The following is a 15,163-nucleotide window of genomic DNA, read 5'->3' on the forward strand; positions in this document are numbered from 1 at the left end:
GAGTCTACGACTTCGTGAAGGTATTCACGAAGTTCCCGATGCGGGGCTCCTGCCGGACCGGCCTGAGCCACCGGACCTGCCGGTCAGCCAGGACCACCGGTCGCCGGCGAGCGCACGCCGCAGCCGCTGCTCCTCCACCCGCCAGTAGCCGTGCTCCCGGCCGTCGACCAGGATCACCGGGACCCGGTCGCCGTAGGTGTCCGCCGTGCGCGGGTCGGCGTCGACGTCGAGCTCCCGCCAGCCGGCCCCGACATCGGCGCTCACCCGCTCGATCACCTGGCGCGCGTCGTCGCACAGGTGGCAGCCCACCCGGGTGAGCAGGGTGATCCGGACGCCGGGCACCTCGCCACCGGTGGCACCGTCACTGGCGGGGCTGTCGGCGGCGACGTGGTCACCGGCGACATGCGCGGGGGTCGATGTGGCCCCTTGGGGGCCCTGTTCGCGGTTGGGCCCGGACGTCCCGGCGGCGACCTCGGTCATCTCATCGACGATAGTCCCCCGCCACAGCAGGGATACCGCCCCTGCGGGGCCGCCCCGACGGTCGCCGGTAACCGGGCTCACGGTACGGTTCCCGGTCCCCACCGTCAGCCAACCGGCTACAGCCAGCTACTCGGCGACTATGGTGGAGTCGTTGTCCGGCCATCCTCCGTACCGCGGCCGGCACCGAAGTACCACGCGCCACCAGGCCAACACACCAGGTCACCGCGACACGACGGCAGGTCACCAGAGCACCACGGCAGTGACCCGGCCCCGCCCCTCGCCCGCGAAGATCGCGACCGCCCGCGACGTCCATGTTCGGGAGCCCGCATGCGCCTGCCCGCGGCACCGGCCACCCTGCCCGCGGCACCGGCGGCGCCACGGTGGGCACTCGCCCCGGCCGCGGCGCGGTGGGCCCCTGCCACGGCGGCGCCATCCCAGTTCGACGAGCCGCTGGCCGTCGGCGTCGCCACCCTGCGCGCGGAGATCGCCCGCGCCCGCCGGGCAGGGCTGCTCGGCGTGCTCCCGGTGCTGCTGGGCGCCGCGATGGCCACCGCCCGGACAGCGACCGCTCACTCCATCCGGGTCGAGCCGGCCGGGCCGCGCACGGAGGACGTCCGTCCCTTCACCGACGGTCCCGCGGACGGTCTGGGCATGCCCGACCCGCGCAGGGACGCCGATCTCGTCGGTCGGGCGATCCGCGGGGAGCGGGAGGCCTTCGGCCTCATCTACGACCGGTACGCCGAGTTCCTCTACCGCTACGCCTACTACCGCGTCGGCGGCAACCGCGCGGTGGCCGAGGACGTGGTCTCCGAGACGTTCCTACGGGCGCTGACCCGGATCTCGACCTTCGAGTGGCAGGGCCGCGACATCGGGGCCTGGCTGGTCACCATCGCCCGCAACCACATCGTGGACCTCGCCCGCTCGGGCCGGGCCCGGCTGGAGTTTCCGACCGCCGACCTGCTCGCGGCCGCGGACGGCCACCCGGGCGCGGGCGCCGCCGTTCCCGGCCCGGAGGACGCGGTGCTGGCCGCGCTGGACATCCGCGAGGTGCTCGAGGCGCTGGGAACACTCGGGCCGGAGCAGCGGGAGTGCGTGACGCTGCGGTTCCTCGAGGGGCTGTCCGTCCGGGAGACCGCGCGGGCGATGAACAAGAAGGAGGGCGCGGTGCGTGCGCTGCAGCTACGGGCCGTGCGGACGCTGGCCCGGCATCTGCCCACGGCGCGCACCGACTGACCAGCCACATCGACTGACCAGCCACATCGGCTGACCATTCGCATCGGCTGACCATTCGCACCAGCTGAGACCATTCGCGTCGACTGACTGTTCGCGCCAACTGACTGTTCGCGCCGACTGACCGCGGATGGCCCACCATGCGGTCCCGGCGGCGCCGCGGGTCGTAGGCTGACCACACGGCGCGGCACTCGACGCGGCCGGGCAACCAGATTCGCTCCGGATGTCGGCGGGCGTGGCCAGGACCGTGCCGGTCGGCCACCGGCGACGGCGACCGGACCGGCACGGAGATGACCATGAGAGTGCGACGACGCAAGGATCACCTGGGTGGCCGCGAGGCCGCGGAGGCGGCGGCTACGGCCGCGCTGAAGGTGGCCGCCGAGGAAGTGGCCAAGGCCCCGCCGGACGAGTCCGCCGCTGCCTTCTTCGACGTCGACAACACGATGATGGCCGGCGCGTCCATCTTCTACTTCGCCCGCGGGCTGGCCGCCCGCGACTTCTTCGACTCCCGTGACCTGCTGAAGTTCGGCTGGCAGCACGTCAGCTACCGGCTGCGCGGCCTGGAGGACCCGAACGGGATGCGGGACGCCCGGGAGGCGGCCCTGGCGTTCGTCGCCGGACGCAGCGTCACGGACATCGTCCGTTACGGCGAGGAGATCTACGACGAGCGGATGGCCCAGCAGATCTACTCGGGCACGCACGCCCTGGCCCAGCAGCACCTCGACGCCGGGCAGCGGGTGTGGCTGGTCACCGCCACCCCGGTGGAACTCGCCTCGATCATCGCCCGCCGGCTGAGCCTCACCGGCGCGCTGGGCACCGTCAGCGAGGTGGCGGACGGCAAGTACACGGGGCACCTCGTCGGGGAGCCGCTGCACGGGCCGGCCAAGGGCGCGGCCGTGCAGGCGCTGGCCGAACGGGAGGGCCTCGACCTGTCCCGCTGCTGGGCCTACTCCGACTCGGTGAACGACCTGCCGATGCTCTCCCTCGTCGGCCATCCCGTGGCCATCAACCCGGACCCGGACCTGCGCGCCGTCGCCAAGGAGCGCGGCTGGCTGATCAAGGACTTCCGGACGGCCCGCAAGGCGGCCAAGATCGGCATCCCGACGGCCGCCGGGATCGGTGCCCTCGGCGGCGGCGTCGCTGCCGGCATGGCGCTGCGCCGCCGCTACGGCGGAACCTGATGGTCAGGATGACGCCGGCCCGGCGGAGGCCGTCGGGCCGCGGCGATCAGAAGAACACCGAGCGGCGCTGCATCAGCAGGCCGTACAGCGTGTGCTGGATCGTCTCGCGGATGCGGTCGGTGAGCTCAAAGACGAGCATCGGGTCCTCGGCCGCGGCCTGCGTGTACTCGGTGGTATCCACCGGCTCACCGAACTCGATGATCCACTTGCTCGGCAGCGGGATGAGCCCCAGCAGCCCCAGCCAGGGGAAGGTCGGCGTGATCGGGAGGTAGGGCAGCCCCAGCAGCCGCGCCAGCGTCCTGGCGTTGCCGACCATCGGGTAGATCTCCTCGGCGCCCACGACCGTGCACGGGACGATCGGCACCCCGGTGCGCAGCGCCGCGGAGACGAACCCGCCGCGGCCGAACCGCTGGAGCTTGTAGCGGTCGCTGAACGGCTTGCCGATGCCCTTGAAGCCCTCCGGCCACACCCCGACCAGATGCCCCGCTCCCAGCAGACGCTCGGCGTCCGCCTGGCAGGCGAGGGTGTTGCCGGTCTTGCGGGCCAACGGCGCGAGGAACGGCAGGGCGAACACCAGGTCCGCGGCCAGCATCCGCAGGTGACGGTGGGCCGGGTGGTGGTCGAGAATCGCCAGGGCGGTCATCAGCGCGTCGAGGGGTACCGTCCCCGAGTGGTTCGAGACGACGAGCGCCCCGCCCTTGTCCGGGATGTTCTCCAGGCCCCGGGTCTCGACCCGGAAGTAGCTCCGGTAGATCGGGCGCAGCAGCGGCGCCACGATGTGCTCGGTCAGGTCGGGGTCGAAGCCATGCTCGTCCACCGTGTAGTCCCCGGTGATGCGGCGCCGCAGGAAGGCGAGCAGCTCGGCGAGCACCCGCTCCAGCTCACCGGCGTCCGCGACCGGCTCGGCCGGCGGCCCGACCGCCTCGCCACCAGGATCCGCGCCGCTACCAGAGCCCGCCTTGCCGCCAGGGGCGGTCCGGGCAGCGCCGGTGCCGGCGCTGCCCGGACCGCCCGCATCACGTGAACGGTCGGCACCGTCGGCACCGTCGGCACCGCGAGAACGGCCGGCGGCGTCAGCACCGCCTGGATGGTCGGCGCCGTTCGGGCCGCTCGAGCCGTTCAGAGCACCGGTACCTTCCCGGCCGGGGAGGGCGGCCAGGTCATCGAGGCCGTCGAGGCCCGTCCGCGTTCCGGGCTCGCGCTGGCTGCCGGTGCCGGAGCCGGCCCGGCTGGAACCGGATCGTCCGGAACCAGGCCGGACCGTCCGACTCGCGGCGCCGGTCGCGCGCGCGCTCGTCCCGTTGGGCGAGCGCCTGGTCCCCTCGGGTCGCGGCGGCGGCGGACCGGCCGCCCCCGGGGGACCGGCGCGTCCATCCGGTGGCATCGGCACGTCGGCCCCTCTCCGCGAGCTGGTGTCCCGCTCGCCCATCAGGACGTGCCGAGCAGCCGGCGTCGGGCGAGCGCGCCCTGAAGGCCGTGCTCCACCCGCGAGACCAGCTCGTGGTCGATGGTGAACCGCAGTCCGCGGTCCTGAACGAAACTGTCGAACGTCGCGACGGTCGTGTACTGAGGAACGTATCCGAACACCTCTTTGAGCTTGGTGGTGTCCACCGCGCGCCCGTGCGCGAGGAACCCGAGCTGCTCGGAGGAGAAGTCGACGAGCCGCAGCCGGCGGGCGATGTTGCCCAACGACCCGATCGCGGGGAAGGGCACTGGCAGCGCCGGCCGCCCGGCCCGCCGGATCGCCTGCGAGAGCAGGAGCACGCCGTCCCCGGCCACGTTGAAGGTGCCGGCGTGGGTCTCCCGGGTGGCCTTCAGGAGTACCGCCATCGCGTCGTCGGAGTGCAGCAGCTGAATCCGTGGGTCGAAGCCGAGGACCGTCGGGACCAGCGGAAGGTCGAGGTACCGCGCGAGCGGGCTGTCCACTCGCGGGCCGAGCACGTTCGCCAGGCGCAGCACCGTCACCGCGATGTCGGGGCGCCTCCGGCCGAAGCCTCGGACGTACCCCTCGACCTCGACGGCATCCTTGGCGTAACCGCCGCCGGGAAGGCCGCGCGGTTCCATCTCCTCGGTGAACAGCGCGGGGTCGCGCGGCGACGAGCCGTAGATCGACGTCGTCGACTTCACCACCAGTTTCTTCACCCCGGGGGTCTTCTGGCAGGCGGCGAGGAGCTGCATCGTCCCGATGACGTTGATCTCCTTCATCGCCGTGCGCCCGCCGGCGCCGAGCGGCGTGGCGAGCACACTCAGATGCAGGACGGTGTCGATGGCGGCGGTGGAGATGACCTTCGCGATCAGCGGGTTTCGGATGTCCACCCGGACGAACTGGGTCCGGCCGAGATCCGCCGTCGGGGCGATGGTGTCGACCCCGACCACATCGACGATCTCGGGGTCGGCGGCGAGTGCGGCAGCGACCTCGGCGCCCAGCGGACGCGACACCCCTGTCACAAGCACGCGACGTGGCCTCATGGTCGCCTCCCCGGCATGACCTACCGACTCGGCCAGCGGCCGGCCTCGCGGGGTCATCGTACGCCGCGCACCACCCTCATCGCTGCGTAGCGTCACATCGACGCGCATGAACGGCTACGGAGAGTAGCAAGACTGCGGTCGGGCGACGCACGACACGGGATGCCAGTCGTGTCAGACCCGCTCGCGCACCACGCTCCGGCGTCAGGCGAGCCCACGCACCGCGCTCACCGGGATCCGGGCGCCGTCCCGGGGGACCTGGGCGACGACGACGGCGTCGCCGCGCCGCAGGCGCAGCACCTCGGCCGCCCGGCCGCAGTTCACCGCGATCATGACCTGGCGCAGCGCGTCCTCGCAGAGCGCGATCTCGCCGGGCGGGACCTCGCCGTAGGTGTGCGCGAAGGGCATGGTGAGCAGCCGACCGTCGGCGCGCACCTCCACCCTGTCCCCGAGCAGGATGCCGGCGGCCTCGAGCTCGGCCCTGGTCATGTTCAACGAGAGGTTCCCGAAGTGGTCCACCGAGACCACCTCGCCGTGGACGTGGTCGTCGTCCACGTGGCACACCCGTGGCTCCACGACGACCAGCTCCCCCGGGTCGATCCTGGGGCCGACGTCAGCCGGAGGCAGGCCCGTCGCGAGCCGCGCCACGACCGGCGCGTAGACGTCACGGCCGCGGAAGACGGCGGTGGGCAGCGGGAGCCAGAGGTCCGGGTTGGAGATCTCGTAGGCCTCCTCGACGCCGCCCAGGGCCTCCCAGCCCAGCGAGGCGACGCCGTTGTCCGGGGCGACGAACGTCGATCCGTCCGCGGCGCGGGCGACGACACCGCGGGTGTAGCCGCTGGCGTCGAGCTGCTCGACGACCACGAGGTGGATTCCCCTCGGCAGGTAGCCGACCGCGCCGACCAGCGTCACGGCCGCCTGGCCGATGTCCTGCGGCGCGATCGAGTGGCACAGGTCGATGACCCGGGCGTCCGGCGCGTGCCGGGCGATGATCCCGTGACAGACGCCGACGCAGGCGCCGTCAACTCCGTAGTCGGACATGAATGTGATCCACGCGCTGCCCATGTGACCCCCTGCGCCCGGACGGCGTCGTTGCCGACCGTGCAACCAGCCTGCCATACGGTCACCAGAACCGCATGGACGAGCACACAGCGCGAAACAGGTCTGTTACTCGGCCGCCCGGGCCGGGACAGCGGCCGCAGCGGGCCGACGTGAGCGGGCCTGACCGCGGGAACCGTGGCCTGACGATGGGAACCGTGGCAGCCGGAAGGGACCCGCCGACGACGCGGCGGCACGTCCGGGATCCGCGCCCCTTGATCCGTGCCGCCCCGGCGTCCGCCGGCCCGCCGCCGCTACTTCTTGTTACGGCGCTGGACTCGCGTCCGCTTGAGCAGCTTGCGGTGCTTCTTCTTGGCCATACGCTTGCGACGCTTCTTGATTACGGAACCCACGTACCCGACCGATCTGTTGACGAGGTTTTTCCGAGCGAGCCTACCCGCCGGAACCCCCCGGCAAGACGACCGGTGCGGATCCCGGCCGGTGCCGGGACGGCGCTAGGACGCGCCGAGTTCCCGGGAACGCGTCCACGCCGCCACGACCGCGTCGAGGACGGCCGCCCGTACCCCGCCGCGGTCGAGCTGCCGCAGCGCGGCCACGGTCGTCCCGCCGGGCGAGGTGACCGCCTCCCGCAGCAGCGACGGGTGCTCGCCCGCGGCCCCACCCGCGCCATCCGAGTCGCCGGCACCGGGGTCGCGCAGCATGCGCGCGGATCCGGCGGCGGTCTGCACGACGAGCTCGGCCGCCAGCGCGCGCGGCAGGCCCAGCAGCACACCGCCCTCGATCATCGCCTCGATCAGGTAGAAGAAATAGGCCGGGCCGCTGCCCGACAGGGCCGTGACCGCGTCAAGCTGGGTCTCCGTCACCCGGACGACGCGACCGACCGGGCGGAGCATCTCCTCGACCGCGGCGACGTGCTCGTCGCCGGCGCCGGGCCCGGCGCACACCGCGGACATCGCCTCGCCGACGAGCAGCGGCGTGTTCGTCATCACCCGCACGACAGGGGTGCCTGGTGCCAGCCGCTCGGCGACGAACGCCGAGGTGATCCCGGCCGCCACTGAGACGACCAGCGCCCCGGGCGCGACGTGCGGAGCGAGCTGGGCGAGGACCGTGCCCATGTCCTGCGGCTTGGTCGCCAGGACGACGACACCGGCCTTCGCCGCCGCGGTGGCGGGATCCACCACCTCGACGCCGTACCGCCGGGTGATCTCGGCGGCCCGGCCCGGGTCGCGCTCGGCCGCGACGACCTCGGACGGCGTCCGCCCCGCCCGCAGCAGCCCGGACATCAGGGCGCCGCCGAGCCGGCCGGCCCCGACGATCGCGACAACGCTCGAACCCACCACCGAACACTTCCCTTCGCTCCGGTGCCCACCGCATCCGACGGCGACCACGCCGATGAAGGTTATGACCCGGGCTGCTCGGGACGTCCCACCGCTCTCACCAGTCGCGCCCCGCGCCCGGGACCGGCCCGAACAGCGGGTCGGGCTCGGCGGGCTCCCGCCCGGCGCGCGGATCCCGGACGGGCTCGAGCACGTGGTCCCCGGCGTGGTCTGCGGGGCCGTGCCCGGCTCCGTCGAGACGGTCGAGGCCCTGGTCACGCCCGGGACCCCTGCTCTCCCCGGGCCCCCGCCCGTATGCCGGGCCGTGGCCGTTCCCCGGGCCATGACCGTTCCCCGAGCCGTGGCCATACGCCGGCGCATGACCGGGCCCCGGCACGTGACCGTGGCCCGGCACGTGGCCCAGGGCCTGGCCGTGGGCGTACGCGGGCGCGTGGCCGGGTGCCGGGCCGGGCCGGTGGCCGGCCGGATGGGCGACCCCGGGCAGGCGGCCGGGCTCGGCGGGATCGGCCGGACGGCCGGGGCGGTCGTGCCCGGCCCGCGGGCCGGTCCCGTGGGCAGGGGGCGCGCCGGGGTCGAACGTCGAGGGAAGGTGGAGGTTCATGGTGTCGCCGCCCATCGACGCCGCCGGCCCCTGCCGGGGAGCACCCATGGCCGGGCCCGCGTCCGCGGCCGATCCGGGGCCGCGGTTGAGGGCCGGGTAGGCCGCCCAGTCCGGGATGGGGGTCGGCTCGAACCCGCCGGCGTGCGTAGCGCCCACCGCCGGCCCGTGTTCGTACACGGGTGGCCCGTCGGCGCGGTCGTAGACCACCTCGCCGGCCCGGGGCCCGCTCGGGCGCGGAACGGCCGGCATCGGCTGCGAATCCGGATCGTGGGAGTAGCCGGACCGGGCCGGCCCGTGCCCGGCCGGGCCGCCGCGGCCCGGGTAACCCTCGTCCACCCAGTCGACGTCGCTGTCCAACCAGTCTCCCGGCCGGGGCGGGGCGCCGGCCCGGCCACCGCGCCCGTCCGCCTGCTCGGCGTCGGCGGCGCTCGTGCCGACACCGGCGAGCACCGGCTCCAGCTCGGGCAGCTCGGACAGGTCCCGCTCCCGCGGCTCCCGCGGGCCGGCCTTGGCCGGCGCCTGGGCGGGGGCCCCCGCCGGGCCCGCGCCGGCGGCGGGGCGGGCCGGGCCACGCGGGGTGTCCGCCCACTTCGGACGGCGCGCTATGACCGGCTTCTCGATGAAGCGGTTCGAGAAGTAGGCCGTGATCGTGGTGCAGACTGCGGCGACGACCACCGACGGCCAGAGCCCGATCCGCGGCACGAGCTGGCCGGCGGCGGCCGAGATGAACGGGTAGTGCCACAGGTAGATGCTGTAGGTGATCTTTCCGGTCCAGGCCATCTTCGGCGAGCCGAGCAGCCGCACCCACCGGGCGTCCCGGTTGACGTCGGCGCCGATGATCAGCAACGCGCCCAGGGCCGCGCTCGGCACGTAGGCCCCGTAGTCGATCCAGTTCGGTTCCGGGAGATCCTTGTTCGGCCCGAGGAAGGCCAGCAGGAACAGCACGATGCCGGCGGGAAGGCCGAGGGCGGCCAGTCGCCGTCCGCTCGTCCAGCGTTCGACGGCGGCGGCGGTCGCCGCGGAGTGAGCTCCGGTCGCGGCCTTCTTACCGTCGCCCTTCCCGCCGCCGTCCTTCCTGTCGCCGTCCTTCCTGTCGCGGACCACCGGGGTCGCCAGCGCGCGCAGCCGGTTGTCCCGCCAGACCGCGACGAGGCAGCCGATGAGCAGCGGGGCGATGTGGGTGTCGGGCGCGAGGTAGACCCGGCTGCGCGGGGCCCCGTTGGCGGCCATCATGTACGTCCAGCCCATGATCAGGCCGATCGAGGCGATCAGGAACGTCAACAGGTACGGGCGCAGCCGCGCGGAGCGGACGAAGAGCAGGAAGACCCACGGCCAGACCAGGTAGAACTGCTCCTCCATCGACAACGACCAGACGTGGGCCAGCCAGCGCCCGCCGCCCAGCGGGTTCTCGACCTTGTACCAGTTGTTGACGTTGAGGAACGTCGAGAGGGCGCTCTTGATGTAGTCGTCACGGTATGGGATGTCATCCCACTTGAAGGCGACCGTGATGGCCAGGCCGACCAGAAGGTAGACCCACATCACCGGCATCAGCTTGTACGCACGCCGGACGAGGAAGCGCCCGATCGAGACGGTGCCCGTGCGGGCCTGCTCGGCCAGCAGCAGGGTCGTGATCAGGAACCCGCTGAGCACGCAGAACATGTCGACGGCCACGTTGCTGGCGTGGATGGCGCCCATGTGACCGGCGAGGATGATGTAGATGCAGATCACGCGCAGACCGTCGAGCGCCGGGTTGTAGGCGAACTTCGCCGCCGCCGTCGCCTCCGCGTCGGTGGGCTGCCGGGTCTCGGCTGGCCCGGCCGGCGGGCGCGGGGTGGGCTTCGCCCGCCTGGCCGCCCCCGGCGGGCCGTCGGTCATCGGAAGCGAACCGGCTCTCACGATCGTGCGTCCCCTCCTCCAGCCAGGGACGCACGTGGCGACCGGGTGCGAGCACCCGGCAGACCCCTGGACCGCCGTCCGGCCGCGGGCCGTCCCGCCGTGCCCGACCCCCGCCGACCGGGATCAAGACCGGCGCACCCGGCCATGCGACGACACGGGCGAGTCGGTCAGAACCCCACGAACGCGCACGACGATAGCGGAAGCCCCTTATCAGACTTCCAGTCGCATACTCCTGACACGTTTCTAAAGGATCCGAAAGGAGTTGGACGATTACGAGAGGTATCCGCCAACGGCCCGACCGCCCGGCGCCAAGGGAGCATCACGACGCCGCTACCTGCGCGAAAGCACCTCGCGAACATCACCGGCGGATCCGCGCCGGCATCACGATCGGTCGGCGGTTCAGGGGACGCGCGCGACGACCAGCATCGTCCGGAACGGCTCGACGATCCGACCGTCGGGGAACGAGCGCAGCAGAGAGCGGCGCTCGGCCGCGAGGAAGTCCTCGAGCCGGTCACCGATCGCGGCGACGTACGACTTCGAGCGCAGCCACGTCTCGTAGAGGTCGATGTCCAGCTCCCGGTGCCACCGGCAGGTCACCGTCGCCACCTCGGCGAACAGCCCCGTCCAACGCAGCTCGTCGGCGAACGGCCGGTTGCGGTACTCCCTGGTGTAGCCGGGGCTCATCGCCTCGAGGCGGTCCTGCTGGCGCTGGTACCAGTGGAAGTCGTCGGCGTCGACGTCGTTCCACCACGCGGCGAGCGCTCCGCCGGAGCGAAGCACCCGGGCCGCCTCCGCCGCCGCCACCGGCACCCGCACCCAGTGCCAGGCCTGGGCGTAGGTGACCAGGTCCGCCGACGCGCTCCGGAGCGGCAGCGCCTCCCCGTCGCCCCGCACGACGGGCAGGTCCGGGGTCCGCTGCCGCAGCCGGTCGAGCATCACCGGGCCCAGCTCGACAGGCAGGACGGAGGCACCCCGGGAGATCATGGCCCTGGTGGCGATCCCCGTGCCCGCGCCCACGTCGACCACGCCGGCGCCGGCGACGGGCCGGTCGGCGAGCAGTTCCAGATCGGCGAAAAGCTGGTCCGGGTAGCCCGGCCGGGCCTGGTCGTACGCGTCGGCCAACGGGTCGAAGAGTGATCCAGGGGACACGCCCCGATAGTGGCCCCTACGCGGCAACTCCGCCACTGACAGTGGTTTACCCCACCGGACGGTAAGGCCCTCGTCAGGGAACCGGGACGACTCCGGCCGGAGCGGCGAGGTTGAGCCGGGTGAAGGCCAGCGCCTCGGCGAGGTCGGCCTCACGCTGGTCGCGCGACTCCGCGCGCCTGGTGTTGATCTCGACGACGACCGTGCCGTCGAACCCGTTCACCGCGAGGCGCTCCAGCAGCTCGGCGCAGGGCTGCGTGCCGCGGCCGGGCACCAGGTGCTCGTCCTTCGCCAGCCCCGTGCCGTCCGCCATGTGGATGTGCGCGAGCCGGTCACCGAGCTCGTCCGCCATCAGCAGCGCATCCGACCGGGAGACGCTGGTGTGGGAGAGATCCAGCGTGACGTGCCGGTAGCCGTCGTCGATCGGCGACCAGTCGGGGGCGTAGGCCGAGACCTCCCGGCCCCGGGCACGCAGCGGGAACATGTTCTCCACCGCGAAGCGGACGTCCGTCTCGCCGGCCATCCGGTGGATGCCGGCGACGAACTCGCGGGCGTAGTCGCGCTGCCACCGGAACGGTGGATGAACGACGACCGTGGGCGCCTCGAGGGTCTCCGCCGCCGCCCGCGCGCGCTCGAGTTTCGCCCACGGGTCCGTCCCCCACACCCGCTGCGTCAGCAGCAGGCACGGCGCGTGCACGGCCAGGATGGGGATGCCGTGGTAGTCACGGAGCCGGCGCAGTGCCTGCGGGTCCTGGCTGACCGGGTCCGTCCAGACCATGATCTCGACGCCGTCGTAGCCGAGCCGCGCCGCCATCTCGAAGGCGGTCGCCGTCGACTCCGGGTAGGTGGACGCCGTGGAGAGCGCCACCAGCCCACCGCCCACCGGCTGGGACCCGGCGGCGGGTGGGCCGGCCGGCGCCCCGAGCCGCGGGGTGACGACCATGCCGGACGGCGACGCCGCCGCCGCAGACGGAGGCACCGCTGGCGAAGATGCTGTTGGTGAAGCGCCCGCTGACGGAGATGGCGTTGGCGGAGGCGTCGCCGACGAGGACCCCGCCGGCGGCGGCGCCGGCGCCACCGGCCGCCTCCTGGCACCGCGTTGCTGCACTTCGGCTCCCGTATCAGGATCTCGGCGGCCGAACGGCCGGACGCCTGTTGTGACCGGACCCGTCCCGGACCGGTGAGGAACCGGCCCCGTCATCCAGGCTAGGCCATACCCGGCGCGCCGCCTCCCGGGCCTTTGCTCCGCCAGGAGGCGGAACGCATCGCCGGACAGGCCCAGCGGTGCCGCCCGCGGGCCCGGGCCCGGTAACCGGACCAGCGGCGCGACGGCAGGACCAGTGGTGCGGGGCGGGTGTCCGGCGGATGACCGGCCCCGCGCCCACGGCGCTCCCGCGTTCAGAATCGCCGGCGACGAGACCACACAGTGACGCAAGTCATCGCTACCGCGCCGGTGGAAGTGAACGCGGGCCGTCCAGTCCCGAGGTCAGCAGGTCGAGCCGGCGCAGGATCACCCCCTCGCGCAGCGCCCAGGGGCAGATCTCCACCTCCTCGAGGTTGAACAGATCCAGCGCCTCGGCCGCCACGACGGCGCCCGCGACCAGCTGACTGGCCCGCGACGCGGAGACACCCGGCAGCGCCGCGCGCTCGGCGGCCGACATCCGGCACACCCGCGCGGCCACCTCCACGAGGTCCTCCCGGCGCAGGACCCGCCGCACGTACGGCCCGCGGCCGTAGGGCGCGGCGCCGGAGACACGGGCCAGCGAGCGGAAAGTCTTGGACGTCGCCACCGCCCGGGTCGGCTCGCCCACGTGGTACAGCGACCCGACGACCGGCGCGATCTGCGCCCGGACATAGCGGCGCAGCGCGTTGAGCTCCGAACGCTTGGGCGGGTCGTTCTCGCTGAGCCAGTCCCTGGTCAGCCGGCTCGCGCCGAGCGGGAGGGAGGCGACGACCTCGGGGTCCTCGTGCATGCCCGCGCCGATCTCCAGCGAGCCGCCGCCGATGTCGAGCGCGAGCAACCGTCCCGCGCTCCAGCCGAACCACCGGCGCACCGCCAGGAAGGTGAGCCGCGCCTCGGCCTCACCCGGCAGGACGGCGACCTCCAGCCCGGTGTCGGCGCGTACCCGCGTCAGCACCTCGTCCCCGTCCGGGGCCTCCCGGACGGCTGACGTGGCGAAGGCGACCAGGTCGACCACGTGCAGGTCCTGGGCGTGCGCCCGCAGCTGCTGGATGCAGTCGGTCAGCGCCTGTTCACCACGCTCGGCCAACCGCCCGTCGTCGTCGAGCAGCTCGACCAGACGCAACGGCACCCGCACGCTCGCCGCCGGCTGCGGCTGGCCGCCCCGGTGCGCGTCCACCACCAGCAGGTGGACGGTGTTCGACCCGATGTCGATCACACCGAGGCGCATCGGGCCGTGCGGATGACCGGGAGGCGCCGCGACCCGGTTGTCCGCGGCCGGGGCGGTGGGCCGCAGGCCACGCTCCAGCTCACGCAGCGCACCATCGTCGCCGCTCCGCGGAGCCTGGCCGCCGGTGCCGGCGCGAGCGGTGTCGGCACCAGCCGAGTCAGCACCAGCCGAGTCAGCACCGGCCGCGCCCGGGCCGATGATGTCCGCGACTGCTTCGTTCACGCCGGTCGCGTCCGCCCCGGCCTCGACAGCGCTGGCCTCGACAGCGCTGGTCTCGACAGCGCCGAGCTCAACAGCGCCGGACTGGTCGGCGCCGGCCCTGTTAACCGGGACACCTCCGCCCGGTCCCCGGCGCGCCAGCGCCGGTCTCAACCGCACCGCCGGTCACCCGCCCGGATCGCCATCCGACCGATGGCCCCGCGACGGCCCGTCCTACGACCGCTCGTCACCGGACTGGTCACCCCCCTGTGTATGCCGCCGCCGACGCCCCGTGACCGGGAGGCCGCGCGTGGCCTGCCCCGGAATCCGTCCGTCCCGGGCGCCCATCCAACCTAGTGCCGCTTCCGACCACGTCAGCCGGCCAGTGGGGGGCGGGAGCCGGTCAGGGCTCGAACTTGTAACCCAGACCACGCACCGTCACCAGGTGCCGCGGCGCCCCCGGCTCGGCCTCGATCTTGGTGCGCAGGCGCTTCACATGGACGTCGAGCGTCTTGGTGTCGCCGACGTAGTCCGACCCCCAGACCCGGTCGATCAGCTGGCCGCGGGTGAGCACCCGGCCCGCGTTGCGCAGGAACATCTCCAGCAGCTCGAACTCCTTGAGCGGCAGCGCGACCTGGCTGCCGTCGACGGTGACGACATGCCGCTCGACGTCCATCCGCACCCGGCCGACCTCCAGGGTGGCGTCGGACACCTCCTCGGTCTCCACCCGGCGGCGCAGGACGGCGCGGATCCGGGCGACGAGCTCGCGGGCCGAGAACGGCTTCGTCACGTAGTCGTCGGCGCCCAGCTCGAGGCCGACCACCTTGTCGATCTCGCTGTCCCGGGCGGTGAGCATGATCACAGGCACGGTCGAGCGGGCACGCAGCGTGCGACAGACCTCCGTCCCGGACAGGCCGGGGAGCATGAGGTCGAGCAGGATCAGGTCGGCACCGTGCCGGTCGAACTCGGCCAGCGCGCTGGGCCCGTCACCGACGACGGCGACCTCGAACCCCTCGCGTTCCAACATGAACGACAACGCATCGGAGAAGGACTCCTCGTCCTCGACCACGAGCAGCCTGGTCACCGTCACGCTCCCTGTACTCCCGCGTCCGCCGGGATCTCCGGGGACGAAATGTTTCACCGCGCGGTGTCACACCG

Annotated in this window: 13 protein-coding genes; 2 read left to right on the forward strand and 11 right to left on the reverse strand. The window is 73.3% G+C overall.

Going from position 1 to position 15,163, the window contains the following annotated elements:
- Positions 1-24: 24 nt before the first annotated feature.
- Positions 25-480, reverse strand: a complete 456-nt coding sequence (locus FRANEAN1_RS30435; protein WP_083788366.1) for a glutaredoxin family protein — start codon at positions 478-480, stop codon at positions 25-27.
- 327 nt (positions 481-807) lie between these two features.
- On the opposite strand from FRANEAN1_RS30435, the gene FRANEAN1_RS30440 reads away from it, so the two are divergent.
- Both FRANEAN1_RS30440 and FRANEAN1_RS30445 read left to right on the forward strand, forming a co-directional pair.
- The gene (locus FRANEAN1_RS30440) at positions 808-1,713 is read left to right on the forward strand and encodes a sigma-70 family RNA polymerase sigma factor (RefSeq protein ID WP_020463558.1); all 906 of its coding nucleotides are present in this window, start codon (positions 808-810) and stop codon (positions 1,711-1,713) included.
- A gap of 293 nt (positions 1,714-2,006) precedes the next feature.
- Positions 2,007-2,891 carry an HAD-IB family hydrolase gene (locus FRANEAN1_RS30445; RefSeq protein WP_020463559.1) on the forward strand — a complete coding sequence of 295 codons (885 nt, stop codon included), beginning with the start codon at positions 2,007-2,009 and terminating at the stop codon, positions 2,889-2,891.
- Positions 2,892-2,937: 46 nt separating this feature from the next.
- Here FRANEAN1_RS30445 and FRANEAN1_RS30450 read toward each other — a convergent pair whose 3' ends face one another.
- The 10 genes from FRANEAN1_RS30450 to FRANEAN1_RS30490 all read right to left on the reverse strand — a co-directional run bounded on the left by FRANEAN1_RS30450 (position 2,938) and on the right by FRANEAN1_RS30490 (position 15,089).
- On the reverse strand, positions 2,938-4,275 hold the full coding sequence (locus tag FRANEAN1_RS30450; RefSeq protein WP_347176815.1) for a lysophospholipid acyltransferase family protein: 1,338 nt from the start codon (positions 4,273-4,275) through the stop codon (positions 2,938-2,940).
- Between the two features lie 44 nt (positions 4,276-4,319).
- A complete protein-coding gene (locus FRANEAN1_RS30455; RefSeq protein WP_020463561.1) occupies positions 4,320-5,360 on the reverse strand; it encodes an NAD-dependent epimerase/dehydratase family protein in 1,041 nt (346 codons plus the stop codon).
- A gap of 201 nt (positions 5,361-5,561) precedes the next feature.
- On the reverse strand, positions 5,562-6,398 hold the full coding sequence (locus FRANEAN1_RS30460; RefSeq protein WP_157472843.1) for an SAM-dependent chlorinase/fluorinase: 837 nt from the start codon (positions 6,396-6,398) through the stop codon (positions 5,562-5,564).
- A gap of 311 nt (positions 6,399-6,709) precedes the next feature.
- Positions 6,710-6,808, reverse strand: coding sequence for an AURKAIP1/COX24 domain-containing protein (locus FRANEAN1_RS39785; RefSeq protein ID WP_003948845.1), 99 nt, complete (start codon positions 6,806-6,808; stop codon positions 6,710-6,712).
- Positions 6,809-6,910: 102 nt separating this feature from the next.
- Positions 6,911-7,756, reverse strand: coding sequence for a pyrroline-5-carboxylate reductase (gene proC / locus FRANEAN1_RS30465; protein ID WP_041254937.1), 846 nt, complete (start codon positions 7,754-7,756; stop codon positions 6,911-6,913).
- 94 nt (positions 7,757-7,850) lie between these two features.
- The gene (locus FRANEAN1_RS30470) at positions 7,851-10,229 is read right to left on the reverse strand and encodes an acyltransferase (protein ID WP_157472844.1); all 2,379 of its coding nucleotides are present in this window, start codon (positions 10,227-10,229) and stop codon (positions 7,851-7,853) included.
- A gap of 420 nt (positions 10,230-10,649) precedes the next feature.
- Positions 10,650-11,399, reverse strand: a complete 750-nt coding sequence (locus FRANEAN1_RS30475) for a class I SAM-dependent methyltransferase (protein WP_041254938.1) — start codon at positions 11,397-11,399, stop codon at positions 10,650-10,652.
- A 73-nt stretch (positions 11,400-11,472) separates the two neighbouring features.
- Positions 11,473-12,339 (reverse strand): sugar phosphate isomerase/epimerase, encoded by an 867-nt coding sequence (locus FRANEAN1_RS30480; protein WP_020463566.1) that lies wholly within the window; start codon positions 12,337-12,339, stop codon positions 11,473-11,475.
- Positions 12,340-12,838: 499 nt separating this feature from the next.
- Positions 12,839-14,185 (reverse strand): Ppx/GppA phosphatase family protein, encoded by a 1,347-nt coding sequence (locus FRANEAN1_RS30485; protein WP_157472845.1) that lies wholly within the window; start codon positions 14,183-14,185, stop codon positions 12,839-12,841.
- A 223-nt stretch (positions 14,186-14,408) separates the two neighbouring features.
- A complete protein-coding gene (locus FRANEAN1_RS30490; protein WP_026240240.1) occupies positions 14,409-15,089 on the reverse strand; it encodes a response regulator transcription factor in 681 nt (226 codons plus the stop codon).
- Positions 15,090-15,163: the final 74 nt, after the last annotated feature.

The sequence above is a fragment of the Parafrankia sp. EAN1pec genome, assembly GCF_000018005.1.
GTDB classification, from domain to species: Bacteria; Actinomycetota; Actinomycetes; order Frankiales; family Frankiaceae; genus Parafrankia; species Parafrankia soli.